The organism is Glutamicibacter sp. BW78, from assembly GCF_002332245.1.
Lineage (GTDB): Bacteria > Actinomycetota > Actinomycetes > Actinomycetales > Micrococcaceae > Arthrobacter_H > Arthrobacter_H rhombi_A.
This window is the reverse complement of the sequence record NZ_NRGU01000039.1, coordinates 424,391-445,715: the sequence shown is the minus strand read 5'-3', so window position 1 is coordinate 445,715 and position 21,325 is coordinate 424,391. Positions and strand designations below refer to the sequence as shown.

At 65.5% G+C, this 21,325-nt stretch carries 22 protein-coding genes; 6 read left to right on the top strand and 16 right to left on the bottom strand.

Annotated features, from left to right (window positions below; genetic code table 11):
- Positions 1-405: 405 nt before the first annotated feature.
- Together CIK75_RS14915 and CIK75_RS14910 are read left to right on the top strand one after the other, a co-directional pair.
- Positions 406-1,425 carry a nitronate monooxygenase gene (locus CIK75_RS14915; protein ID WP_086993926.1) on the top strand — a complete coding sequence of 340 codons (1,020 nt, stop codon included), beginning with the start codon at positions 406-408 and terminating at the stop codon, positions 1,423-1,425.
- A gap of 5 nt (positions 1,426-1,430) precedes the next feature.
- Positions 1,431-2,342 carry an aminoglycoside phosphotransferase family protein gene (locus CIK75_RS14910; RefSeq protein ID WP_086993929.1) on the top strand — a complete coding sequence of 304 codons (912 nt, stop codon included), beginning with the start codon at positions 1,431-1,433 and terminating at the stop codon, positions 2,340-2,342.
- Here the strand turns inward: CIK75_RS14910 and panC are convergent.
- The 14 genes from panC to dacB all read right to left on the bottom strand — a co-directional run bounded on the left by panC (position 2,320) and on the right by dacB (position 15,967).
- A complete protein-coding gene (panC, locus tag CIK75_RS14905) occupies positions 2,320-3,195 on the bottom strand; it encodes a pantoate--beta-alanine ligase (RefSeq protein WP_241895491.1) in 876 nt (291 codons plus the stop codon). The genes CIK75_RS14910 and panC overlap by 23 nt on opposite strands.
- Before the next feature lie 125 nt (positions 3,196-3,320).
- Positions 3,321-4,196: a DUF2520 domain-containing protein gene (locus CIK75_RS14900; protein ID WP_086993935.1), complete on the bottom strand. Its 876-nt coding sequence runs from the start codon at positions 4,194-4,196 to the stop codon at positions 3,321-3,323.
- On the bottom strand, positions 4,189-5,691 hold the full coding sequence (locus CIK75_RS14895) for a PH domain-containing protein (protein WP_086993938.1): 1,503 nt from the start codon (positions 5,689-5,691) through the stop codon (positions 4,189-4,191). Before CIK75_RS14895 ends, CIK75_RS14900 begins: the two co-directional genes overlap by 8 nt.
- Entirely contained in the window at positions 5,688-6,200 is a 513-nt protein-coding gene (locus CIK75_RS14890; protein WP_086993941.1) for a PH domain-containing protein, read from the bottom strand. Before CIK75_RS14890 ends, CIK75_RS14895 begins: the two co-directional genes overlap by 4 nt.
- The gene (locus CIK75_RS14885; protein WP_086993944.1) at positions 6,181-6,681 is read right to left on the bottom strand and encodes a DUF3180 domain-containing protein; all 501 of its coding nucleotides are present in this window, start codon (positions 6,679-6,681) and stop codon (positions 6,181-6,183) included. The genes CIK75_RS14890 and CIK75_RS14885 overlap by 20 nt, the downstream gene beginning before the upstream one ends.
- 6 nt (positions 6,682-6,687) lie before the next feature.
- Entirely contained in the window at positions 6,688-7,194 is a 507-nt protein-coding gene (gene folK, locus CIK75_RS14880) for a 2-amino-4-hydroxy-6-hydroxymethyldihydropteridine diphosphokinase (RefSeq protein WP_086993947.1), read from the bottom strand.
- Positions 7,191-7,595 carry a dihydroneopterin aldolase gene (gene folB, locus CIK75_RS14875; RefSeq protein WP_241895479.1) on the bottom strand — a complete coding sequence of 135 codons (405 nt, stop codon included), beginning with the start codon at positions 7,593-7,595 and terminating at the stop codon, positions 7,191-7,193. The genes folK and folB overlap by 4 nt, the downstream gene beginning before the upstream one ends.
- 2 nt (positions 7,596-7,597) lie before the next feature.
- The gene (gene folP / locus CIK75_RS14870; RefSeq protein WP_086993950.1) at positions 7,598-8,539 is read right to left on the bottom strand and encodes a dihydropteroate synthase; all 942 of its coding nucleotides are present in this window, start codon (positions 8,537-8,539) and stop codon (positions 7,598-7,600) included.
- A gap of 6 nt (positions 8,540-8,545) precedes the next feature.
- The gene (gene folE / locus CIK75_RS14865) at positions 8,546-9,157 is read right to left on the bottom strand and encodes a GTP cyclohydrolase I FolE (RefSeq protein ID WP_342744333.1); all 612 of its coding nucleotides are present in this window, start codon (positions 9,155-9,157) and stop codon (positions 8,546-8,548) included.
- 25 nt (positions 9,158-9,182) lie between these two features.
- On the bottom strand, positions 9,183-11,306 hold the full coding sequence (gene ftsH / locus CIK75_RS14860; protein ID WP_086993956.1) for an ATP-dependent zinc metalloprotease FtsH: 2,124 nt from the start codon (positions 11,304-11,306) through the stop codon (positions 9,183-9,185).
- 150 nt (positions 11,307-11,456) lie between these two features.
- Positions 11,457-12,008 (bottom strand): hypoxanthine phosphoribosyltransferase, encoded by a 552-nt coding sequence (hpt, locus tag CIK75_RS14855; RefSeq protein WP_086993959.1) that lies wholly within the window; start codon positions 12,006-12,008, stop codon positions 11,457-11,459.
- A gap of 60 nt (positions 12,009-12,068) precedes the next feature.
- Positions 12,069-13,025: a tRNA lysidine(34) synthetase TilS gene (gene tilS / locus CIK75_RS14850; protein ID WP_241895478.1), complete on the bottom strand. Its 957-nt coding sequence runs from the start codon at positions 13,023-13,025 to the stop codon at positions 12,069-12,071.
- A 131-nt stretch (positions 13,026-13,156) separates the two neighbouring features.
- A complete protein-coding gene (locus tag CIK75_RS14845) occupies positions 13,157-14,302 on the bottom strand; it encodes a zinc-dependent metalloprotease (protein WP_086993965.1) in 1,146 nt (381 codons plus the stop codon).
- 93 nt (positions 14,303-14,395) lie between these two features.
- Entirely contained in the window at positions 14,396-15,967 is a 1,572-nt protein-coding gene (gene dacB / locus CIK75_RS14840; RefSeq protein WP_143269144.1) for a D-alanyl-D-alanine carboxypeptidase/D-alanyl-D-alanine-endopeptidase, read from the bottom strand.
- Between the two features lie 129 nt (positions 15,968-16,096).
- On the opposite strand from dacB, the gene CIK75_RS14835 reads away from it, so the two are divergent.
- The 3 genes from CIK75_RS14835 to CIK75_RS14825 are packed head-to-tail and all read left to right on the top strand — an operon-like array spanning position 16,097 to position 17,935.
- On the top strand, positions 16,097-16,585 hold the full coding sequence (locus CIK75_RS14835) for an inorganic diphosphatase (protein WP_086994147.1): 489 nt from the start codon (positions 16,097-16,099) through the stop codon (positions 16,583-16,585).
- Between the two features lie 13 nt (positions 16,586-16,598).
- Complete coding sequence (locus CIK75_RS14830) at positions 16,599-17,276, top strand: hypothetical protein (RefSeq protein WP_086993971.1); 678 nt, start codon at positions 16,599-16,601, stop codon at positions 17,274-17,276.
- Between the two features lie 20 nt (positions 17,277-17,296).
- On the top strand, positions 17,297-17,935 hold the full coding sequence (locus CIK75_RS14825) for a hypothetical protein (RefSeq protein WP_086994151.1): 639 nt from the start codon (positions 17,297-17,299) through the stop codon (positions 17,933-17,935).
- 23 nt (positions 17,936-17,958) lie between these two features.
- Here the strand turns inward: CIK75_RS14825 and CIK75_RS14820 are convergent, their stop codons facing one another.
- Complete coding sequence (locus tag CIK75_RS14820; RefSeq protein WP_086993974.1) at positions 17,959-18,795, bottom strand: HAD family hydrolase; 837 nt, start codon at positions 18,793-18,795, stop codon at positions 17,959-17,961.
- Between the two features lie 149 nt (positions 18,796-18,944).
- Positions 18,945-20,231: a serine--tRNA ligase gene (gene serS / locus CIK75_RS14815; protein WP_179204192.1), complete on the bottom strand. Its 1,287-nt coding sequence runs from the start codon at positions 20,229-20,231 to the stop codon at positions 18,945-18,947.
- A 40-nt stretch (positions 20,232-20,271) separates the two neighbouring features.
- Between serS and CIK75_RS14810 the strand changes: the two genes are divergently transcribed.
- Positions 20,272-21,324: a YegS/Rv2252/BmrU family lipid kinase gene (locus tag CIK75_RS14810; protein ID WP_086993980.1), complete on the top strand. Its 1,053-nt coding sequence runs from the start codon at positions 20,272-20,274 to the stop codon at positions 21,322-21,324.
- The last annotated feature ends 1 nt before the right edge of the window (position 21,325 follow it).

Here is a 21,325-nt window from a genome sequence, read left to right as displayed (position 1 = left end):
CGCTTCCAACTTCCACGATCCCACCTTCCGGCCAACCGCTTCGCTCTGGAGCAACTTGTCTAACTTACCTTACCGCGTGTCGCTCTGCAAATCCATCGTTTCCGGTGTTTCTGCAGTACGCTACGCAATCGATCCAAACTGGGTTCGGGACGCAAAAAATCCCGGTCCATTTCGGACTGATTTTGTTAGGTGGCCGCCTTCCGATCGTCTGCGTTTCCGCTGTACTCGTCTCGGCGACTCAGAAAACTTTACACGGATTCAGCCCCCTCACCAAATCGGAGGGGCTCTCCACCAAAAACCCCGCGATGACGCGGGATTCATGGCCATCCTTGCCCACAACGGTACGGATTCAACGAACCCGGAATTTGAGGCCTGCATCACACCGTTCCTCCTTAGACTGGGAGTATGCCCAGCGATCAAAACACCACGGACCAGCAGGCCCAGTTCACGGCTGCCACCTTTGACCTATCCCACCGGCTGGGTTTGGACCTGCCACTGATCAACGCCCCGATGGCCGGTGCCGCCGGCGGTGCCTTGGCCGCGGCCGTCAGCTCCGCCGGCGCACTGGGCATGATCGGCATTGGCTCCACCGCCAGTCCGGAGTGGATCTCCGAACAGGCCGCGTTGGCCCGGGCCCCCGGACGCGCGTGGGGGGCGGGTTTGATGGCCTGGGTCTTGGAACGTTCCCTCCAGCCCCTGCACGAGGTCCTCAGTCACGGACCGTCGCTGGTGTGTGTCAGTTTTGGCGATCCGGGCCCCGCAGCAATGCTGATCGGCGAAGCTGGAGCCCTGTGTGCGATGCAGGTAGGAAACGAGGCCGACCTGCAGCGGGCCCTCGAACCGGATATCGACGTCGTCGTTTGCCGTGGTGGGGAAGGTGGCGGTCACGGCCGCAATGACGTGGCCACCTTGCCCTTATTGCAGCAGGCACTCGCAGCGACCAATAAACCGGTGATTGCCGCCGGTGGCATCGCCGACTCCCGAGGAGTTGCCGCCGTCCTGGCTGCCGGTGCCCAAGCCGCCTGGGTCGGAACCCGCTTCGCGGCCTCCAGCGAATCCACCAGCCATGATCGGGTCAAAGAAGCGATTGCTGCAGCCGGTTTGGACGACACCGTCTTCACGCAGGTCTTCGATCTAGCCCAACGTATCCCCTGGCCCACCGAATTTGGCGGTCGCGCCCTCCGCAATGACTTCACCGAACAGTGGGCCCAGGATCGTGAAGGACTCATCAATGCCCTGGCCGAAGACCCGTCCCTGACCGAGAGCGTCAACGCGGCACGTGCCCGAGGCGATGTGTCGACGGCCCCTGTCTATGCGGGACAGTCGGCCGCCCTGACAGCCGGACAGGAGACCGCGGCCGATATCGTGGCCGAATTATCTGGTTTCCGTACCCATCTCGGTGCTGCCGCGGCTCGCTGGAGTTGAAGCCCATGACCAAGAGCTGGGGGCATCCTGGGCTTTCGGCCCGGCAACAGGCTCGCCTGGAGCAGCTCTACCCGGGAGCGGACGGCATCGCCGACCACAGTTGGCCCTACGGCATCACCGTCCTGGAATTCACCCATGCCGGACGCAGGCTGCTGCTGAAGGCCTCCCCAGACCGGCACCATCTCGACCGTGAGTCCCAGGCCCACCGCCACTGGCTGCAGCCCCTGGCCTCCGACGTACCGCTAATGCTCGGATACGAAGCCGAGGCCGGGCTCCTGGTGAAAACGTTCATCGACGGGGAATTGGCCCGGGGCACTGCCGACGAGTACAACCCTCTGGTCTTCGAGCAGGCCGGGAAACTGCTGGGGCGCCTGCATCGCGGGAGAGCCCCACGAGTGGATGGGCACTATGAACACTCGATTCTCTCCAAAACGCGTGCCTGGCTGGCCCGGGCTCCGGGACTCGCCCCGCCCGATCAGCTGCACCACGTGCAGGCTTGGTTGAATGCCTTCGTCCCCTCACCCGTCGAGGTGGTCCCCACCCACGGCGATTACCACCCCAGAAATTGGGTCATCCGGCCCGATGGTCGCGTCGCCGTCATTGATTTCGGCCGGGCCGAACTTCGGCCCTGGTACACGGATCTGGTCAGGATGGAACATCACGATTTCGTCAGGACCCCGGAACTGCAGGAGGCCTTCCTGCGGGGCTACCACCCGCAGGAGGCGGCGGGTCGTGATGAAACCGTCGACGCGGGACGCCGACTCGACGAACTCATGCAGGCATTGGGGACGATTGTCTGGGCGCACCAGATGGGCGACCGGTCCTTCGAGGAGCAGGGCAGGGGCATGCTGGGCCGAGCCGTGGACCGGGGCGAAGACCGCCCACCGGGCCATATCAGTCGCGGGCGTCGCCAATAAGCAGGTTGTCGATCAACCGCACCTCGCCCACCTGCGCGGCCACCAGGACCAGCGCGCCTCCGGTGAAGGGGGTTTCCCGGCAGTTGAAGGCCAACGGTTCCAACGTCTCAGGATCCACGATCTCCAGGTAGTCCAACGCCACCAGGGGCTGGCTGTCCACCAGCTCCTCCGCCTCGTCGATCATCAACGCCTCATGGGCCTCGGCACGATCGGCCAGCAGGAACAAGGCCCTGCTCAGGACGAGGGCCGCCTCGGCCTGTTCGGGGGTGAGGAACTGGTTCCGGCTGGATAACGCGAGCCCTTCGGCGGACCGCACGATCGGTACGGCCCGGATGTGCACCGGATAGGACAGGTCGGTGACCATGCGGCGCACGATGGCCAACTGTTGGGCGTCTTTCTGCCCGAAGTACGCGCTGTACTCCACCGGGACCGGGGTCAGGGAGGAGGGCTGGGCGATATGCAGCAATTTGGCGACGACGGCCAGCATGCCATCGAAGTGACCGGGCCGTGAGGCACCTTCGAACTTCTCCCCCAGTTTGCCACTGGACAGGCGCACTAGCGGGGCACCCCCGGGGTAGATTTCTGGTTCCTCGGGAGCAAAAACGATATCCGCTCCGGCCGCGGCCAATAGCGCACAGTCGGCCTCGAGGTCGCGCGGATAGCGTTCGAAGTCGGCAGGATCATCAAACTGCAGGCGGTTCACGAACACCGAGACGACCACGACGTCGTTTTGCGTACGGGCCGCACGCACCAGGTGCTCGTGTCCCGCATGGAGAGCACCCATCGTGGGGACCAGCCCCAAACGTCGGGGCCCGCCGGTGGAGGAAACTTCCGAGAGCAGTCGGGTACTCAGGGTGGCCAGTTCGGCGGCAGTTCGAACTAAAACCGGCCCAGTGGCGTCCGAGGCTCTCACGTCATGGTGGCGTGGTGCTGCAGTATTCACGCGATGAGTCTAACCCCGCGGGCCGGTAATCGGCCTCAGGACAAGGCGTCGAGGATCGTTGCCGCCTGCGTCTCGTTGAGCAGTCCCCGGTCCAGGGCACGCTGGGCGGTGGCCCGCCCCATCGCCAGGTAGGCGTCACGGATGTCGGAGGGGATCTCCCCACCGGCCAGGGCGGCCCGATGCGCGTTGATGGTCCCGGTATCGCCGCGGGCAACCGGCCCGGTCAGGGCTCCCTCCCCCGAGGCCAGCGCGTTTTCCAGCGAACCGCGCATCAGTGGTCCCAGAACGCGTTCGGGCGCCTCAACCCCGATGCGGCGCAGCAGCTCGGCTGATTGGCCGGCCAGGGTGACCAGATGGTTGGAGGCATGGGCGAGGGCAGCATGATAGGTCCCGCGGTCCTCCTCAGCGATCACCGTGGACTCGGCCCCCATCTCCACCACGAGGGCCTGGGCGATCGGTAGGACCATGGCCGCGGCGGTGACCCCGAACATGCATTCGTTCAAACGCACCAGGTCCAGGGACATCCCGGTGAAGCTCATGGCCGGGTGGATGGCCAACGGGATGGCACCTGCCGCCTGGGCGGGGGCGAGGATCCCGGTTCCATAACGCCCTGAGGTATGGACCACCAACTGTCCTGGCTGCCAGTGCCCGGCGTCGGCCAGGCCCTTGACCAACGGGGGCAAGGCATCGTCGGGCACAGCCAGCAACACCAGTTCAGAACGTCGGACGATCTCGGGGATCTCCAAGACGGGAACCCCCGGCAACAGGATGTCGGCTCGATCCCTCGAGGCTTCGGAGACCGCATGGACCCCCACGACGGCGTGTTCGGCCGACCTCAAGGCGGCACCCAGGACAGCACCTACCTTGCCGGCGCCGATAATGCCGACGCCCAAACGTCCGGGTTTACTCATGATTTTCCTCTTCCAGCCAGTGGTCGCGGTCCTTCAGACGGCGCGCGCGGGCCGCCCGGGATGCTTGGGACATGAACAGTTCGCGCCCGGTCTCCAATGACATTTGCTTCACCCTCGGTGAGATCGGTCCGTCGGTGGTGCAGAATTCTATTCCCGTCAGTCCCAGCGGGCGGTTCAGCGGCCCCTGGGTGAGGAAGATGCCCTGGATGCGTTCATGCGGAATGATCACCAGCGAATGGGTGAGCACACCGGCCCGGGAAAGCAGTGCCGTCTCGGTCACGGCGAAGCCCTGCCGGCGGTAGGCGAACGGCGAAAGCCAGCGGGCGCTGCGCGGGGAGGTGATGAAACCCTCCGAACTTCCTGAACCGCCGATTCCCGCCCCGACCAGTTCGGAGGGCCGGTCGGTTCCCGGTTCGGGCAGCACGATGGACAACACGTTGAGCACGTCCTGCCGGGTACCCACGGGCAACAGCGTCGAACGCAGCGAACCTTCCTGGTTGCCGTATCCGGCGACGTTGACGACGACCCGGTACCAACCGAAACGCCGCCAGATAATGCCTTGGGTGACCATGACCGCCTGGACCCTCCCCGGAGGCACCGTCTGGTGGCTGGTCTCCAGCAATCCGTAGCTGAGCCGCAGACCGTCCTCACTCATGGCCGCACGAAAGTTGTAGCCCTGGTTGAACTGTCCCCACAGAACGGGGACGACGCCGATCAGTCCCGGAATCAGGTAGAAAAGGCTGATCTGGCCGTCGGAAGCCACGGTGGCGACGATCATGCTGATAACGAACAGCAGCACAGCCGCCAGCCATGGGGAGAGCAGGGTCGCGGCGATCAGGCGTGGGGGCGGCACCACTGCCACGGTGCGTTCGGGGGCCTCAGGGGACGGTGGCACGGAGGCCACCGGTTCCGCGGCCACCTCCGGTGCTGGTCCTTCGGCGGCGGGGCCGGCCTCACGCTCTTGTTTCAGCCCGGCGGCGCGGGCCAGGATGTCATTGCGGAGGACCTTCGCAGCGGCGATCTTGATATAGGCCAGCCGCATGGCGGTGGATCCGGAGTCGGCGACCTCGAATTTCAGCTCGGCAAGGCCGAAGATGCGGGCCACCAGCGGCTGGACGATGTCGATGGCTTGGACCCTGTCGATCCGGGCCTGGCGTTGTTGGCGGAAGACGACCCCGGAATTCACCTGCACATGCCGATCGGTGACCTGATATTTGGTGAAGTACCACGACAGGAAGAAACCAACCATGATCACCACCAGGATGCCGATCCCGGCGGCGATGACCAGCAGCACGCTGGGGGTGAAGTCCCAGTCCTTTTCGGCCTCGGGAGGAAGTTCACCGGACCCGAAGATATTGTTCAATGCGTTCTGGCCGAAGAAGTAGAGGAACGCCACCACGACGAGCCAGCCCCTGACCATGGGGGAGACCGGGTGGACCCGCCGCCAGGGGGCCGACTCCTCCATCCCGGGCTGCGACGTCTGATCGCCGGTCACAGTCCGGCCAGCCTCGCCTCGCCGCGGGCCGAGAGACGCTCACGCAGGCGGGTCCCTTCGGAGGAGGGCAGGCCGGGAATCTCGGCTTTGGCTGCCGTGGAAGCGGTATGAAGTTGGACCTTGCACAGGCCCAGGGCCCGGTCGATAGGTCCCACCGCAACATCGACATACTGCATGCGCCCGTAGGGGACGACCAGAACCTGCTGGAACATCAGGCCGGAACGGATGAGTAGATCGTCGTCGCGTTCGGCATAGCCAATGGCCCTGACCTGTCGGGGAATAATGGCCATGCGGATCACATCGAAGACGACTGCCACACCGAGCAACCCCCACGCCAGCCAGGCAGGGTACCCGGCCCAGACGCCGGTCAGCATCAGGACCAGCGGCACGGCCAAAACCGCCCACGTCACCAACGCCGAGATGGCCCAGCCAACCAACCGCACCTTGGCATAGGCCGGTGAGACCCGCTGGAACACCAGGCCCTGCGGATCAATTGGTTCCTGCGGCATACCCCTCGTCTTCCTCCCGCTTCCGACTCCCCGACCCGGGGGCCGATGGGTCCTCGGGAGGCAGTTTGCAGAACTGCTCCACAACCCATCCCACGATAACCATCACGAGCGCCCCGACAATCATCACCAGGGATGAGATCACCACCTGGTTCCCCCAACCGGCGCCCAGCACATCCAGCAGCAAGCCGATATGCCAACCGCCGATCAACGAGCCAGCATAGGCGGTGGCCTGGGCCAGGACCAGGGTCCGGGCGGCCTGCAACGGATCGAGGCGGCGTTTGAGTTTGCCCTGGGTATAGCGTCTGACCCGCAGACCGAATCCGAAGGTGATCGCCATGCCGGCGACCATCGTGACCAGTGATGGCCACTGGAGCACCGGGGAGGTGAATCCGTTGGTGGTCAACAGCACCTGGGCGACCCAGCCGACCAGAGCGGATCCCAGACAGATCAGCAGCAACCACATCGGGCGGATGGCGTTCATCACCGCTCAGCCGTCCTCGTCGGCGGTGTAGAGGTCCAGTCCCTGCAGGTCGGCGGCTTCGGCTGCCAGTTCTGCCACCCGGCGGCCACCCAATGTTGCCTCGGGGTCCATCCAAGCCCAGGGCTGCAGGACGAACGCGCGTTCGGCGGCGCGGGGGTGGGGCAGGGTCAGGACTTCGTCGTCGGAGACCACATCGGCATAGGTAATCACGTCGACGTCCAGGGTACGGGCACCCCATCTGACTTCACGCGTACGGTGATGGTTCTGCTCCACCGACTGGCACCAGGCCAGCAGGTCCAGGGGCTCCAGGGTGGTTTCGATCTCCATGACCAGGTTCAGGAAATCGGGTTGTTCCCCGGGCCCACCGACGGGCTTGGTCTGCACGAGCCGCGATACGCGGCATAGCTTCACTGCAGGATCGGCAACCAGTTCGGCGACGGCTTCGGTCAGTGTTGCTGAGCGTTCGCCCAGGTTGCTGCCCAATGCCAACACGGCCCGAACGGGGGAACTCATGCGCGTTCCCGGTGGATGTGGATGCTCACGTCTCCGAAGGGAACCTCGATGGGGGCCTTCGGCTTATGCACGGTGATATCCACCGCGGCGACGTCGAACTCGGCCAACACCATGGTGGCTAGCTTGCCGGCCAGCTTCTCGATCAGGTTGTACGGGCCCGCAGTGATCTCGTCCTTGACCCGCTCGGCGAGCTCGCCGTAATGCGCGGTATCGGTGACCTCGTCCGAGGCTTCGGCGGCACTGATATCCGTATACAGCACCACGTCCACGACGAAGGGTTGGCCGTTGCGTTTCTCGTGTTCGAAGACCCCGTGGTGTCCGATCGCTGTGATCCCACTGAGGCAGATCCGGTCTCGCTGCTCGGCCGGCACCGCCGGCATCAGGGAAGGCCCGCCGCCCATGATCAGGCTCCCGCCGGGGCCGGAGTGGTTCCGGTGGAGGCGGGGTTCGTCCAGGCAGCGGCAACCTTCAACGCGTCCAGCGTCCCTTCGACGTCGTGCACCCTGACGCACCAGGCTCCGGCGGCAGCGGCCAGGGCACTGGTGGCCGCCGTGGCGACATCACGCTCGGCCGGGGGCGCCGGTTTGCCGGCCTCGGCCAGCAGTGCCCCGAGGAACCTCTTGCGTGAGGTCCCGATCAGGACCTTATGTCCCAAGGCCTTCAACTCGGGGATGGCCTGCAAGAGGGCCCAATTGTGCTCCGGGTCCTTGGCGAAGCCCAGTCCCGGATCGATGACGATGTGCTCCGGGGCCACCCCCGCGTCGGTGAACGTGGAGCGTACGGTCTTCAGCTCGTCCACGACCTCGGCGACGACGTCGTCGTAGTTCGCTTCTCCGGCCATCGTCTGCTGGTCCCCCCGGCGGTGCATCAGCACGTAGGGGACCTTGCGTTCGGCCACCAGGGCCGGCATATCGGTTTCGTGGGTCAGCCCGGAGACATCGTTGATGATTTGGGCCCCGGCGTCCAACGCCGCACGGGCCGTGGCGGTATGCATGGTGTCGACGGAGACGATCGCGCCGGCTTTGACCAGGGTGGCAATGACCGGGAGAATGCGCCCCTGTTCGGCGGAAGGGTCCACATAGTCGGCGCCGGGGCGGGTTGATTCCCCGCCGACGTCGATGATGTCAGCCCCTGCGTAGAGCATGCGCAGTCCGTGCTGGATCGCATCATCGGTTTTGAGATATTTGCCGCCATCGCTGAAGGAATCCTGCGTGACGTTGAGGATGCCCATGACCAGCGTGCGGTCCTTGGGAAGCTGGGAGACGTTCTTCGCTGACTTCACGGCACGGATGACCGGCAGCGGGGAGGTGGCGGGACCGGTTCCGGGGATTGCTCCGAGGGACATGGTGACCTACTTTCCGAGAATGAGGCTCATCGCCTCGGCGCGAGTAGCCGGATCGCGCAACTGCCCGCGCATGGCACTGGTGACGGTCTTCGCACCGGGTTTCTGCACACCCCGCATGGACATGCACATATGTTCGCATTCAATGACGACAATGGCACCCCGTGGCTGCAGATGATCCATCAAAGCCATCACGATCTGGGTGGTCAGTCGCTCTTGGACCTGGGGCCGGCGCGCATAGAGTTCGACCAGCCGGGCCAGCTTGCTCAGCCCGGTGACCTTGCCGTCGGGCCCCGGGATGTACCCGATATGGGCACTGCCATGGAAGGGAACCAGGTGGTGCTCGCAGGTGGAATAGAACGGGATGTCCTTGACCAGGACCAGTTCGTCGTGGTCGATGTCGAACGTGGTCGACAGCAGTTCCCCCGCATCACCGTGCAGTCCTGCGAAGAATTCCGTGTAGGCCTTGGCCACCCGTTTCGGGGTGTCCACCAAGCCGTCGCGGTCCGGGTCCTCCCCAATGGCAAAGAGGATCTCCCGCACCGCTCGGGCGATGCGTTCCTGGTCCACGGGGTTGGCGGTTTCGGACACGATGGTGCCTTCTTCCTCTAAGGTGCTCACGATGTCGATCCTAGCCTGAGTGGGCTCAGTCGAGGTTTCCGGGTCCATCCGAACCGGGCAGGCCGGGGGTGGTTCCACCACCGGTTCCGGGACCGAACCCGCCGCCCGCACCGGTGTCGGGGCCAGGGTTTCCGCCGGGCAGGGACGGGCCGGATCCGGGATCGACGACGGCGTCGGCATGCCCTTCATCGTCCTCGGGGCCAGATGACCCTTCATGACGTGTTGCGGCCTGCCGGCGTTCCCGCGGGGAGAGCACGGGACCCTCGGGGTGGACCGGTCGGCTGGACTTGGACAGCCACACCTCACGCTCGGGCTGCTTGACGATATCGGCGAAGACCTCGGCGAGCTCCTTCTGGTTCAGCGTCTCCTTCTCCAGCAGGGCCAACGCCAGACGATCCAGCACGTGGCGGTTCTCGGTGAGCGCCGCATACGCCTCATCGTGGGCTGTGTCGATCAGGGAACGGACCTCTTCGTCGATGACCCGCGCCATCGCATCCGAGTACCCGCGATCCTGGCCGGCATCGCGGCCCATGAACGGTTCCCCGCCCGCGGAACCGAGTTTCACGGCGCCGATGCGTTCGCTCATGCCGTATTCGGTGACCATCTTGCGGGCCGTTCCGGTGGCCTTCTCGATATCGTTCGAAGCACCAGTGGAGGGGTCATGGAAGATGATCTCCTCGGCGACCCGGCCACCCATGGCGTAGGCCATCTGGTCCAACAGCTCGTTGCGGGTGATCGAGTACTTATCGTCCTCGGGCACCACCATCGTGTAGCCCAGCGCCCGTCCACGCGGCAGGATCGTCACCTTCGTCACCGGGGCCGTCTGGCGCATGGCCGCGGCGACCAGGGCGTGACCGCCTTCGTGATAAGCGGTGATTTTGCGTTCATGTTCCTTCATGAGCCGGGAACGTTTCTGCGGTCCCGCCATGACCCGGTCGATCGCCTCGTCCAAGGCCCGGTCGTCGACCAGTTGGGCATTGGAGCGGGCGGTCAGCAGTGCCGCCTCATTGAGCACGTTGGCCAGATCGGCGCCCGTGTACCCGGGGGTCTTCTTCGCCACGGCCTTCAGATCGACGTTATCCGCCATGGGCTTGCCCTGGGCGTGGACGTTGAGGATCTGTTCGCGACCCACCAGGTCGGGGGCCTCCACCGGGATCTGCCGGTCGAAACGGCCAGGACGCAGCAGGGCCGGGTCCAGGACGTCGGGACGGTTGGTGGCGGCGATGAGGATGACGTTGGTGTTGGCGTCGAAGCCGTCCATTTCGACCAGCAACTGGTTCAGCGTCTGTTCGCGTTCGTCGTTGCCACCGCCCACGCCGGCGCCACGATGGCGGCCGACGGCGTCGATCTCGTCGACGAAGATGATGGCCGGTGAATTCGTCTTGGCCTGTTCGAAGAGGTCACGCACCCGGGAGGCGCCGACGCCGACGAACATTTCCACGAAATCCGAACCGGAGATCGAATAGAACGGGACGCCGGCCTCGCCGGCCACTGCCTTGGCCAGCAGCGTCTTACCGGTACCCGGAGGGCCATAGAGCAGCACGCCCTTGGGGATCTTGGCGCCGACCGCCTGGAACTTCGCGGGCTCCTCCAGGAACTCCTTGATTTCGTAGAGTTCCTCGACGGCTTCCTCCGCGCCGGCCACGTCCACGAAGGTCACCTGGGGCATGTCCTTGGTGATCAGTTTGGCCTTGGACTTGCCGAACTTCATGACCTTATTGCCGCCACCCTGCGCGCGGGAGAGCAGGAACCAGAACAGCAGGGCGATCAGCAGGAACGGGATGATGAACCCGAGCATGCTGACGAACCAGTTGTTTTCCACCGGTTGGTCGTTATAGCCCTTCAGCTGGGCATCATCCATGGCCTGAACCACGTCGGTGGCCCGGGCGGTGGAGTAGAAGAAGCTGACCTTCTTGCCCTTGTTGTCCCCGTCCAGGGTGAAGTCGTCCTTCAGGGACAGGTCAACCCGCTGGTCCCCGTCGTAGATCTTCGCCTCGGAGGCCTTATGGTCCTTAAGCAGTTCCAGCCCGACGCTGGTATCGACCCGGCCGGTGTTCCCTGCGGTGAGGGTCGGCAGGAAGATGAGCAGTGCCGCGACACCGATCAGGACCCAGACGGCCCAGCTGTTGAAGATCTTCTTGACGTTCATGCGTTGGGGGCCTGACCCCCATCCCTCCTGGTCGCGGACGACGTGTCGTCCGGAAAAGTTTTCGGTGCCTCTATCAGAGCACTCTCGTGACTATGCACGATTGAGCGCGCCGGGGAGTTCCCCTGACGGCGTAAGGACCCCGGCGTCGTCCTACTGGTAGACGTGCGGGGCCAACGTGCCGATGAAGTCCAGGTTGCGGTACTTCTCGTCGAAGTCCAGCCCATAGCCGACCACGAATTCGTTGGGGATCTCCATGCCGACGTACTTCACGTCGATCTCGACCTTGGCGCCCTCGGGCTTACGCAGCAGCGTGCAGATCTCCACCGACGCCGGGCCTCGGGAGTTCAGGTTCGCCTTGAGCCAGGACAGGGTCAGACCGGAATCGATGATGTCCTCGACGATGAGCACATGCTTGCCCAGCAGGTCGGTGTCCAGGTCCTTGAGGATCCGCACGACGCCGGAGGATTGGGTTCCCGAACCATAGGAGGAGACGGCCATCCAGTCCATGTTGACGTGGGAGTGCAGGGCCCTCACCAGGTCGGCCATGACCATGACCGCGCCCTTGAGGACGCCGACGACGAGGATGTCGCGGCCGACGTAATCCGCGTCGATCCGGGCAGCCAGCTCCGTGATCTTCTCCTGGATTTCTTCCTTGGTGTACAGAACGTGTGCCAGGTCGGCGGTGACGTCGTTCGAATCCACGAATGGCTCCTGTGATCGGTTGTGCCTGCGCAACGGCTTAAAGGGAGTGCGCCTTAGGGTTCAAGATTGCCACAGCCCGGGCGTCGGTGCAGAACCGGGTCCGGTGATCGCGATGACGGCGCGGACTGTTTCGGGGTGGGTTCCTGCCCGATGGCGTCTGGCTTCGGCGTGCCCATCCAATTGGATGGGGCCCGCGGACCCTCCACCACCGACAAGTTTCTCCAATGCTGCCACCCGTTCGAATCCTGGCGCCGGGGCGCCACAGTGCACGACGGCGGCACGTAATACCCGGCCCAGCAGCGCCGGGTCGAGCCCGCGCAGCAGGGACAGATCCAGCAGCACGCCGGACGGGTCGGGGCAGGGCAGCTCGATCCGGGCCGCTACCTCGGCGGTTTCGGCCTCGAGGTGGTCGGCGTCCCGACGGGTCAAGGTCGCGGTGCGGGCCAATGCCTCGGCCAGTCCGGGTCCCAGGGCGTCCTCGAGCAGCGGCAGAAGTTCGTGTCGGACCCGGTTGCGTAGCAGTGAGGTGTCGGCATTGGTGGGGTCGACCCAGTAGTCCAGACCCTCATGGGCGCAGATCGCCTCGGTATCGGCCCGACGCAACCCCAGCAGTGGGCGCACGTACGGGCCGCGGGCCGCGGGCATGCCGGCCAGCGAGCGGGTGCCCGATCCCCGGGCCAGGCCCAACAGCACCTGTTCTGCCTGATCGTCCAGGGTGTGGCCCAGCAGCACCGCGGTGGCCCCGGTATCGGCGAGCGCCTGTTCGAAGGCCGCGTATCTGGCGCTGCGGGCTTCCGCCTCCGTGGTCCCCGCGGGGGCGACCCGGCGCACCAGGACCGGTTCCAACCCCAGTCCACGCAGCTGGTTGGCCGCCGTGTGTGCGACGTCGGCGCTACCGGTTTGAAGCCCGTGGTCGACGATGATGGCCCCGACGCGCAGCTGCTGCTTTGCGGCCAGGAAGGAGGCCGCCGCCGCCAGGGCCAAGGAGTCCGCTCCCCCGCTGCACCCGATGAGCACGAATTCCGGATCCCGCCGTGGGCGCCTGGGAGGAGCGGATGCCGACGGTGGTGCTGCGCCCAGTGATCGCACACTGTCCAGGATCGCGCGGCGGGCCCCGGCCAGGGCCGGGGGCAGGTGGCCTCCCACGACTACCGTGAGGTGGTGACGGCCACGCGGTCGATCCACTCCTGCGGGTGGTGGATCTCGTGTTCTGTCGGCAAATTCTCCACGCGCTCCCAGACGACGTTGAATCCGTCCATCCCGATTTTCTGGACCACGGCCCCCACGAAGCGCTGGCCGTCCCGGTACTGGCGCATTTTGGCCTCCAGACCCAGGAACCTGCGCATCCACGTTTCGATGACCCCGCGGTTACCGCCACGGGCGTTGAAGCGTTGGCGGATGGTCTTCACGGTGGGCACGATCGAGGAGTCAACGGCGTCCATCACGACGTTCGCGTGGCCCTCTAGCAGCGACATGACCGCTGTGAGGTGGCTCATCAGGGCCCTGCCCTCCGGATCCTGCAGTGCCGAGAGCAACCCGGCCGAGGACTGGGCAGCTGCCGAGGATTCCGGCGTCGTTCCCGCGTTTTCGCTTTTTTGGGTGAGGGAGGACAGGGCATCCTGTCCGGCGGCCTTCAGCCGTTCGGCCAGGCCACCGGGCGAGTCCATCAGTCCACCGGTCATTTCCGCGATGGTTTCCTGTAGGTGGTCCCGCAGCCAGGGGGCGGCGGCGAACTGGACGCGGTGCGTTTGTTCGTGCAGGCACACCCAGAGCCTGAAGTCAGCAGGTTCCACCGAGAGTTCGCGTTCGATCTCCACGATATTGGGGGCCACGATGAGCAGCCGGCCGCCGGAGGGGCCCTCACCGAGCAGACCGGCGAAGGGATCGTATTGGCCCAGCACCTTGGAGGAGAGGAAGGCCAGGATGCCGCCGAGTTCGACCCCTGCGGTACGCCCACCCACCGCGATGGCCGCCGGGGACATCTTGTCTTCCTGGGAGGCGACCAGGCGTTCCATGGCCGGGGTCAGCAACCCTTCGAAGCTCTGCACGTTGGCCCGCGCCCAGGTCCCCCGGTCCACGATCAGGACCGTGGAGTCGCGCAGGTCACGGGCGGCCTCGAGCCCGGTGATCCGGTAGACATGCTCCACGGAGGCGTCGGCCTTCAACCGCAGGTCCTCCACCACGGTGTCGATCTGCCCGGCCTTCAATTTCGGGCCGGGCCGGACCAGGCGCTCGGCGGTGCTACCTGCTGCGTCCCAGTTGATGAGCTGCGTGTTCGTGGCGGAAGTTCCCATGCGTCCCATCTCATCACGGGCAGAGCCCTGCTGTCCGTCATTTCGTTTCAGGCGTAGCCACCCTCGGGCCCGGCGGTGTCTGCCGGGAGCCGACTATTTGGTGCAACCGCAGTCGGCCAGCACGCCGGCTGCCCGATCCAGTCCGTCGCGTGCCGGGCCCAACGAACCATCGAATCCGTGGCCGAAGAACGCGAAGGCCAGGACCCTGCCGTCCGCGGTCACGGCCGTGCCGCTCAGGGTGGCGACACCGGTCAGCGTCCCGGTTTTGGCACGGATCTGCCCGCGAGTGGCCTTCGAGGTCAGCCGGTCCTTCAACGTTCCGGTGGCCCCGGAGATCGGCAACAGGTAGGACACATCGCGCAGGTCGGGGTCCGTGGACGTCGCGGCGGCACGAATGATGTCGGTGAGCTGGTGCGGGGTCAGCCGGTTGCGGTCCGACAGGCCGGAGGTGTCCGACAGGGACATGCCCTTCACGTCCACGCCCAGGGATGCGGCGGCGGCGCGCAAGGTATCGGTGGCCCCACCGAAGGTGGCCTCCCGGCCTGCGGCGATGGCCGAAAGCCGGCCCATGGCCTCGGCAACATAGTTATCCGACTCCTCGCCCATGAAGGCCAGCTGTTCCAGCACCGAAGCCGAACGGACCTGTGCCAATTCGGTGGTCTCCGATCCCGCTTCACCGCGGACGACCTTCTTGCCGATGCTCAGCTTCGGTGCACCGGCTGCTGTCGAGGAGGGTTTCGCGGAGGAGGAGCCAGCGGCCGCGGAGCCGGTGCTGGCTGCCTTTTTCGCCGTGGCGTCCGCCTTTTTCTGTTCCGCGGCCACCGCCGTGGAGAGTGCGGAGCGGAACGTGGTGGCGGCGGTCATCGCCGGATCGGGCACCCGCACGCTCTTGGCCCCTGCGTCTTGGCGGGCACCGTACATGGCCACCGGTTGGACGGCAGTGATGTTCGAGGTGGTCATCAGCGATTCGTCCCAGACCGGGTTCAGCGCGTCACCGGTGAACAGGGTGTCATCCACCACGACGTCGAGTTTTGTTTTCTTTTCGGCGTCGAGCTTCCCCGAAGCGAACAGGGCCTTGGCGGTCTGCTGGGCCAGGGTCGCCAATCCGGCGCGGCTGACGGTGGCGTCGGGTTCGGAGGTGCCGGCGCCCAGGAGCACGTCACCACCGCCGACCAGTACCACCGTGTCATCGGCACCCAGGACCGCCGTGGTGGGCAGTGTCGTTTCCCCGCCCAACTGTTTCAGGGCGGTCACTGCGGTGAGGATTTTCAGGTTCGACGCCGGGGCGCTGGCCTGGTTTGCCTTGCGGCGGTACAGGACCTTGCCGGTGGCCAGGTCGGAGACTTCGGCGCTGAACGTGCCACCCGAGGTCTTCTTGAACGCAGCATCCAACGATTTCTTCAGCACGGCGGCATCGGGCCGCTCCGCCGCCCCGCCCAGGGGGGCCAGGGCGGTTGCCGTCGCCGGCGCCACACTGGGTTCCGCCACGGCGGGGTCGGCCTGCGGCGCGGTGGGCGCCGTGGACGATGACGGAATCGAGGGCAGGTTCACCGCCGAGGCGAGCGAGGGAAAGGCGGGCAGCAGGTTGAGCACCAGGACGCCCGTCAGGACGCCCAGAACCAGGACCAGCAGCAACGAGGTCAGCGTCCGCGTGGAGCGTTTCATCGGCTTCTTCCTCGAGTAGTGATTGCCCTTCGCCGCCCTATACTCTGGAGGCAGCAGCTTTAAGACTAGACGGCGCGCGGCCGAATCCTGTTTCCGGCCCGCCCCACCGCATGAAAGTCGAGGACCCCCATGAACCATGACGTCACCGTCGAGATCCCCACCGGATCCCGCGTCAAGTACGAGATCGACCATGAAACGCACCGGTTGCGCCTGGATCGCGTGCTGTTCACCCCCATGCAGTACCCGACCCATTACGGCTACTTCGAAGACACCCTCGGCGAAGACGGCGATCCGCTGGACGCGTTGATCTGGATGCCGGGTATCGACCTCGTTCCCGGCGTCCTGGTGGAATCACGTCCCATCGGCGTTTTCAACATGACCGACGACGGCGGCGGCGACGCCAAACTGATCTGCGTCCCGGCGGATAAGCGCTACGACCACATCCGTGAACTGGAGGATGTGGACCAGTGGCTGATCAAGGAAATCGAGCACTTCTTCCTGCACTATAAGGACCTGGAACCGGGCAAGTGGGTCAAGGCCGAGGGCTGGGAAGGCCGCGAAGCCGCAGAGGCCGAGCTGAAGCGTTCCATCGAGCGGTTCTCCTCCCCCGCCCAGTAGCCACTGCCCCTCCGTGCCCTCCGCTGCCCGCCCGGTCCTGCTGCCGCTGACGCCGCTGCAGCAGCTGCGTGCGGGTCGGCTGCCGTCCCGGTTCGTGCGCCTGTTCATCGGGCTCACCTTCTTCGGGGTGGCCATGGGTGCGTTTGTCCGGGCCGGGCTCGGGGTGGCCCCCTGGGATGTGCTGCACCTGGGTCTGGCACGGCATATCCCGTTGAGCCTGGGCACGATCATCATCATCGTCGGCCTGCTGGTGCTGCTGGCGTGGATCCCGCTGCGCCAATGGCCCGGCGTGGGGACGATCGCCAACGCCATCTGGATCGGTATTTCCGCTGACTTCACGCTCTGGCTGCTCCCGGAGATCCACGGCCTGGCGCTCCAGGTCGCCGTGATCGCCGTGGCCCTGCTCATCAACGGTCTTGGCGGGGCGCTGTATATCGGCAGCCAGTTCGGAGCCGGTCCGCGCGACGGGCTGATGACCGGGCTGCACCTGCGGACCGGCTGGAGCCTACGCCTGATCCGCACGGGTATCGAGGTGACCGTCCTGGTGATCGGCTGGCTACTGGGTGGGACCGTCGGGGTGGGCACCGTTGCCTATGCCCTGCTGATCGGGCCCTCGACCCAGTTCTTCCTGCGCTGGACCGTGGTCGATCTGGCCGACGGCACGGCCTTGGAATCAACCGTAAACGGTTGATCGTCGGGCAGACTGGTGCCATGTTCGTCCTCACCATCAACCAACGGGATTCCCGCGAGGTCGGGGACCGTGTCGAGGAACTGATCGATTCCCTCGTCCCGGTACCGACCCTGCTGCCCTTCCAACGGTCCTTCGGCGACGAAGCCATCGGGGTCCTCGCGGATCCTGCACACGCCCTCGACGCGGCGATGACCGCCTTGCGCCAACACCGTTGGCATGTAGGGATCGGGGTCGGTCCGGTCCAGGCGCCGTATCCGGCGGCGATCGTCGACGCCGAGGGCTTCGGGCTGGTCTACGCCCGGAGGGCCGTCAACAGGGCCCAAAAGACCGGTGAGCGTATCCCCCTGGCCGTCGCCGGCCCGGATTCCGAGGTGGCCGCCGAGGCGGAGGCCGTGGCCCGTCTGGTCGGTCAGATCGTCGCCACCCGCACCGAGGCCGAATGGTCGGTCCTGGACCTGATGATCCCCGGTGTCCGGGGGCAGCAGAAGGCGATTGCCGCGGAACTGGGGATCACCGCCCAGGCGGTCTCCAAGGCGGTGGTCCGTTCGAATTGGAACGAGGAGTGGGCCTGCCGCCCGGCGGTGGCCCGGCTCCTGTCCCTGGTGGCGGGCCCCACCCAGCTACCGGCGGCCACCTATCCCTATGATTCCGGCCGCTGAGCCCACCGTCTTGTGGCAGCGCCCTAGAGGAGGCTGCGCAACACGCGGGCCAAGCCGTCCTCATCGACGGTCGTCGTGACCTCGTCGGCGGCCGCCTTGACCTCGTCGGGGGCCTGCCCCATGGCGACGCCGCGCCCGGCCCAGCCGAGCATCTCGATATCATTGCGGCCATCGCCGACGGCCACGGTGTTCTGGATGTCGAAACCGAGTTCCCCGCGAAGCGCCTCGATGGCGCTGGCCTTCGTAATGCCTTCGGCGGCAATATCGAGCCAGGCCGTCCACCCCACGGAGTAGGCGACCCCCTGCAGGCCGATCGTCTGGACGGCTTCGACAAACTCTTCGGAGGAGTTGTCGCTGGAGAAGACGACCAGACGCACCGCGGTGGCTTCCATCATCTCTTCGAAGGTCACGGCCTTCGCCTGGACTCCGAAGCTGGCGTCCTGGAAACGTTCGGTGGCCAAGAAATCGCCCTGATCGCTTTCCAGCGCGTACTTGGCGGTCGGCAGGGCACTGCGCAGGGCCTGCAGGGCAGGCGCCGGGTCAAACGTCTGGCGATCGATCACTTCGTAGCCCACGGATAAGGAGGTGTCGATTCGCACGGTCAGGCCGCCGTTACTGCAGACGGCGTAGCCGGAGGTGATGCCCAGGAGCTGGACGATGGGCAAGGTGGCCCCCAGGGAACGTCCTGTGGAGACGATCACCTCATGTCCTGCCGCCACGATGTTGCGGGCGGTTTCCTTGACGGCGTCGGACATATGCCCGTAGTGGTCAACGAGGGTGCCGTCGACGTCCAGGCACACCATCTTCTGTTGGGTGGTCATTACCCGGTCTTCGATGCCGGTATTCATAATCATGGTCATGACTCTAGCCAATCATCGACCCCGGTGGTTGCACAGGGCCTCGGTCACAATCTCCGGTGAACATCCGGTGACGAACAGGGAACCGGCGACTAACCTGCCGGTGCCCCCGCCGTGGGGCCGGGGCACCGGTGGCTGCCGTCCGTTCCGTCTCAGAGGACGGGCAGAACTTCCAGTCCACCCAGGTAGGGCCGGAGGGCCGCCGGGACGGTGACCGAACCATCGGGATTCTGGTGGTGTTCGAGGATGGCCACAATCCACCGCGTGGTCGCCAGGGTGCCGTTCAGCGTGGCCACCGACCGGTTTTTGCCCGGTTTGCCGTCGGCGTCGGTGGTGCGTTCGCGGATGTTCAGACGGCGTGCCTGGAACGTGGTGCAGTTCGAGGTGGAGGTCAGTTCCCGGTAGTCATCCTGTGTCGGGACCCAGGCCTCGCAATCGAATTTACGTGCCGCGCTCATGCCCAGATCCCCTGCTGCGGTATCGATGACCCGGTAGGGAAGTTCTACCTTGGCCAGCATCTCCTCTTCCCAGGCCAGCAGCCGCTGGTGTTCTGCGGCCGCGTCCTCGATGGGGCAGTAGATGAACATCTCCAGCTTGTTGAACTGGTGCACCCGGATGATTCCGCGGGTGTCCTTGCCGGCGGAGCCTGCCTCACGGCGGTAGCAGGTGGACCATCCGGCATAGCGGGACGGCCCGGCCGACAGGTCGAGGATCTCGTCGGCGTGGTATCCGGCAAGCGCCACCTCAGAGGTGCCGGTCAGGTACAGGTCGTCGCGTTCGAGCCGGTAGATCTCGTCGTCGTGTTCGACGTCGAATCCGGTGCCCTGCATCGTTTCAGGGCGCACGAGCGTCGGAGTGATCATCGGGATGAAGCCGTTGGAGATGGCCTGGTCCAGCGCCATGTTCATCAACGCGATCTCCAGTCGGGCGCCCACTCCCTTGAGGAAGTAGAACCGTGAGCCGGAGACCTTGGCCCCCCGTTCCATGTCGATGGCCCCCAGCAGTTCACCGAGTTCCAGGTGATCCTTGGGGGCGAATCCCTCGGCCGCGAAGTCGCGGGGGGCTCCGACGGTTTTGATGACGCTGAAGTCATCTTCCCCACCTGCCGGGGCGCCGTCCTGGATGAGGTTGGGGACCGACCGTTGGAGGGATACCAGTTCCTGGGCCGCGGCGTCGGCGGTCGCCTGTTCTGCTTTGACCCGGGCCGCCAGCTCCTTGACCTCCGCCAACAGTGCGGCCTTCTCTTCGCCCTGTGCCGCGGCGACCTTCTTTCCGAAGGCCTTCTGCTCCGCGCGCAGGTTCTCGAAACTGGTGATCGCGTCGCGGCGGGACGAATCCGCGGCAATGATCCGGTCCACCACGGATTCGTCGGCCCCACGGAATCGTTGGGAGGCACGGAAGGCTACGGGATTCTCTACGAGCTCTTTAACATCGATCACCACTACAGGTTACCGAATCCCCGCTATCGTATGGAGCATCATGCCCATCGAATACCTTTCCCTCATCCTTGTCGTCATTGCCTTGCTCATCGCCGCCGCCAGTCTCGTCGCCGTGGGCCGTCTCAAGGTCAAGGTGCGGGGCATCGCCTCCACCCCCCTGGTCTCCGACGCACTGGCCCTGAATTCCCGCAGTGCCCTGGTGATCAACCCGACCAAAAACAACGCCGATTCGGTCCGTTCGGCCCTCATGCTGGCCTGGGCCTCGGCCGGTCTGGAGGAGCCCCTGGTCTTGGAAACGACTGCGGATGACCCGGGCTACGCCATGGCCCGGCAGGCTCTGGCGGCCGGATGTGACGTGGTCATCGTTGCCGGCGGTGACGGGACCGTCCGGGCCGTCGGTGAGGTTTTGGCCGGAAGCAGGGCCTCCCTGGCCATCCTGCCCTTGGGGACCGGTAACCTGTTGGCCCGCAACCTCGGTTTCGAGGTCGAGGACATCGGGTCTTGTGTTCATACCGCTTTGCAGGGCCGGACCCGCAGCATTGACGCAGCACGGATGGAGCTGGAACGGGCCGACGGCACCACCGACACGCATATTTTTCTGGTCATGGCCGGGGTCGGCAGCGACGCCGAGATGATGGCCGACACCCGGGCCGACCTCAAGGCCATGGTGGGTCCGCTGGCCTATGCCGAAGCCGGGATGCGACATCTGCCCGGCAAACGCCGACCGGTGACCATCACCCTGGACGACGACGAACCCATCCACCGGGAGATCCGGTCGCTGATCTTCGCCAATGTCGGCAAACTCCAAGCGGGCCTGGAACTCGTCCCGGATGCAAAAATTGACGACGGCGTCCTGGACTTGGTGGTCATGAGTCCGCGCTCCGCCGTGGGCTGGGCATGGATTGCAGCGAAAACCGCTTTTCGTCATCGCCGGGCCATCCCCGTCATCGAATATTTTCAGGCACGGCGGATCCACATCTCCGCAGCGGAGGAAATCGGCTCCCAACTTGATGGGGACACCACCGGAAACATCATCGCAGTCACCGTGACGAACATGCCGTTGGCGTTGAAGGTCAGGGTTCCGACCACCTAGG

Excerpts from the sequence above, each read along its gene's own strand:
- CIK75_RS14915 (WP_086993926.1), top strand. The coding sequence starts at position 406 with ATGCCCAGCGATCAAAACACCACGGACCAGCAGGCCCAGTTCACGGCT.
- CIK75_RS14910 (WP_086993929.1), top strand. The coding sequence starts at position 1,431 with ATGACCAAGAGCTGGGGGCATCCTGGGCTTTCGGCCCGGCAACAGGCT.
- CIK75_RS14900 (WP_086993935.1), bottom strand. The coding sequence starts at position 4,196 with ATGAGTAAACCCGGACGTTTGGGCGTCGGCATTATCGGCGCCGGCAAG.
- CIK75_RS14890 (WP_086993941.1), bottom strand. The coding sequence starts at position 6,200 with ATGCCGCAGGAACCAATTGATCCGCAGGGCCTGGTGTTCCAGCGGGTC.
- CIK75_RS14885 (WP_086993944.1), bottom strand. The coding sequence starts at position 6,681 with ATGAACGCCATCCGCCCGATGTGGTTGCTGCTGATCTGTCTGGGATCC.
- folK (WP_086993947.1), bottom strand. The coding sequence starts at position 7,194 with ATGAGTTCCCCCGTTCGGGCCGTGTTGGCATTGGGCAGCAACCTGGGC.
- folB (WP_241895479.1), bottom strand. The coding sequence starts at position 7,595 with ATGGGCGGCGGGCCTTCCCTGATGCCGGCGGTGCCGGCCGAGCAGCGA.
- folP (WP_086993950.1), bottom strand. The coding sequence starts at position 8,539 with ATGTCCCTCGGAGCAATCCCCGGAACCGGTCCCGCCACCTCCCCGCTG.
- ftsH (WP_086993956.1), bottom strand. The coding sequence starts at position 11,306 with ATGAACGTCAAGAAGATCTTCAACAGCTGGGCCGTCTGGGTCCTGATC.
- CIK75_RS14845 (WP_086993965.1), bottom strand. The coding sequence starts at position 14,302 with ATGGGAACTTCCGCCACGAACACGCAGCTCATCAACTGGGACGCAGCA.
- dacB (WP_143269144.1), bottom strand. The coding sequence starts at position 15,967 with ATGAAACGCTCCACGCGGACGCTGACCTCGTTGCTGCTGGTCCTGGTT.
- CIK75_RS14835 (WP_086994147.1), top strand. The coding sequence starts at position 16,097 with ATGAACCATGACGTCACCGTCGAGATCCCCACCGGATCCCGCGTCAAG.
- CIK75_RS14825 (WP_086994151.1), top strand. The coding sequence starts at position 17,297 with ATGTTCGTCCTCACCATCAACCAACGGGATTCCCGCGAGGTCGGGGAC.
- CIK75_RS14820 (WP_086993974.1), bottom strand. The coding sequence starts at position 18,795 with ATGACCATGATTATGAATACCGGCATCGAAGACCGGGTAATGACCACC.
- CIK75_RS14810 (WP_086993980.1), top strand. The coding sequence starts at position 20,272 with ATGCCCATCGAATACCTTTCCCTCATCCTTGTCGTCATTGCCTTGCTC.